The organism is Bilophila sp. 4_1_30 (assembly GCF_000224655.1).
Classification (GTDB): domain Bacteria; phylum Desulfobacterota; class Desulfovibrionia; order Desulfovibrionales; family Desulfovibrionaceae; genus Bilophila; species Bilophila wadsworthia.
The window spans coordinates 967,252-969,015 of the sequence record NZ_JH114233.1 but is presented as its reverse complement, the minus strand read 5'-3'; the positions used below and the strand labels follow the sequence as shown (position 1 = coordinate 969,015).

The window sequence follows — 1,764 nt, the reverse complement described above, 5'->3', positions numbered from 1 at the left end:
CGGCGGGGCGGCATGTATTGCTGTCGTCTCTTGAGGAATCATTGCTCGTGGGCGGGCGGGAACTGTGTTTTTCCTGCCGTAAGCATCCCGGCGTCTTTTATCCGCGCGGGAATGAGCATCTTGAGGAAATGGACGCCGGAGAATGGCCGGTGTTCCGTTACCGTTTCGGAGAGGTGACGCTCACGCGGGAATTGATGCTGATTCCCGGACACCGCTTGCTGCTCGTCAGGTATGAGGTGCGCGGCACCGCTCCCGACACGCCTCCGGTGGTTTTGCGTGTGAAGCCCTTGCTCGCCTTTCGCAATGCCCATGACCTCACCCGCGCGAATCCCGCGCTGCGTCCCGAAACGCTTTCGGCCCCCTCCGGGATCTGCCTGAGGCCGTATGAGGCATTGCCGCCCCTGTTCATGCAGGTGGAGGGCGGCTTCATCTTCAACGCCGCTCCCGACTGGTGCTTCAATGTGGAGTATTTGGTGGAGCGGGAGCGCGGCTTTGCCTATCAGGAAGATCTGTTTCAGCCGGGCCAGTTCGAGATCAGGCTTGTTCCCGGCAAACCAGTGTTCCTCACCGCTTCGACGGAGGCGCTCCAGACGGAGCACGGGCACAACGTCATCGGCGAGGTCTGGCGGCGGGAAGTCGAACGCCGCATGGGGTTGGCGGCCTCCTCGGAGAGTCTGGAAGGCCATCTTGCCCGGGAAGGGGAGCGCTTTCTTGTCCGGAGGCCCGATGGAGGCCTTGCCGTGACGGCGGGCTACCACTGGTTCGGATCGTGGGGGCGGGATACGCTTATCGCGCTGCCCGGCCTGACCTTCTATGCCGGAAGGCCCGAAGAGGGCACGGACGTGCTGCTCGGCCTCGGTTCCGCCGTCAGGGACGGGCTCATCCCCAACGTCTTCTCCGCCGACGGCAACCACGCCTACAACTCGGCGGACGCCTCCCTCTGGTATGTCTGGGCCGTGCAGCAGATGCTCAAGGCGCTGCCGGATCGGAAGGGTTTGATCCGTGAACGGTGCTGGCCGGTCATCAAGAACATCATTGAACACTACGGCGGCGGCAAGGTTCCTTTTGTGGCGCCGGACGCCGAGGGGTTCCTTTCCGTAGGGAACCCCGGAACCCAGCTCACATGGATGGATGCCGTCGCCAACGGTCGCCCGGTGACCCCGCGCCACGGTCAGCCCGTGGAAATCAGCGCCTTGTGGTACAACGCGCTGGCCTTCGCGGACAGCCTCGCCAAAGCGTTCGGCGAACCGGAGTGGCGGCGGACGAAGCAGCTGGACGCCATGCGTTCCGTCTTTTTCAAGCGGTATTGGGTCACGGACGAGCGGGGCGACTACCTCGCGGACGTGTGGCGCGACGGCGGCGTGGAAACGTGCGTGCGCCCCAACCAGCTTTTCGCCCTTTCGCTTCCCTATCCGGTTCTGGACGAGGAGAGGTATGCCAGCGTGCTTTCCCGCGTGCGGCGGTGCCTGCTTACGCCGTACGGCTTGCGGACGCTGGCACCGAGCGCGCCCGGTTATCGTCCTCTGTATGAAGGCGGCCCCGCCGAACGCGATGAGGCCTACCATCAGGGCACGGTCTGGCCGTGGCTGCTGGGGGCGTACGGGGAAGCCGTATTGCGGGCGGCATGGGACGTGCCCGGCTCGGTGCGGGAGCTGCTGCGGACCATACGGCCCTTGTTCGCCCAGCACCTCGGCGACGCGGGGATCGGGTCCGTTTCGGAAATTTTTGACGGCGATCCCCCCCATCTTCCCAACGGCTGCATCG

General features: G+C 64.9%; 1 protein-coding gene. It reads left to right on the top strand.

The window, feature by feature from the left end:
* A partial coding sequence (locus tag HMPREF0178_RS16105; RefSeq protein WP_009380875.1) for an amylo-alpha-1,6-glucosidase occupies positions 1–1,764 on the top strand: 1,764 nt, incomplete at both ends.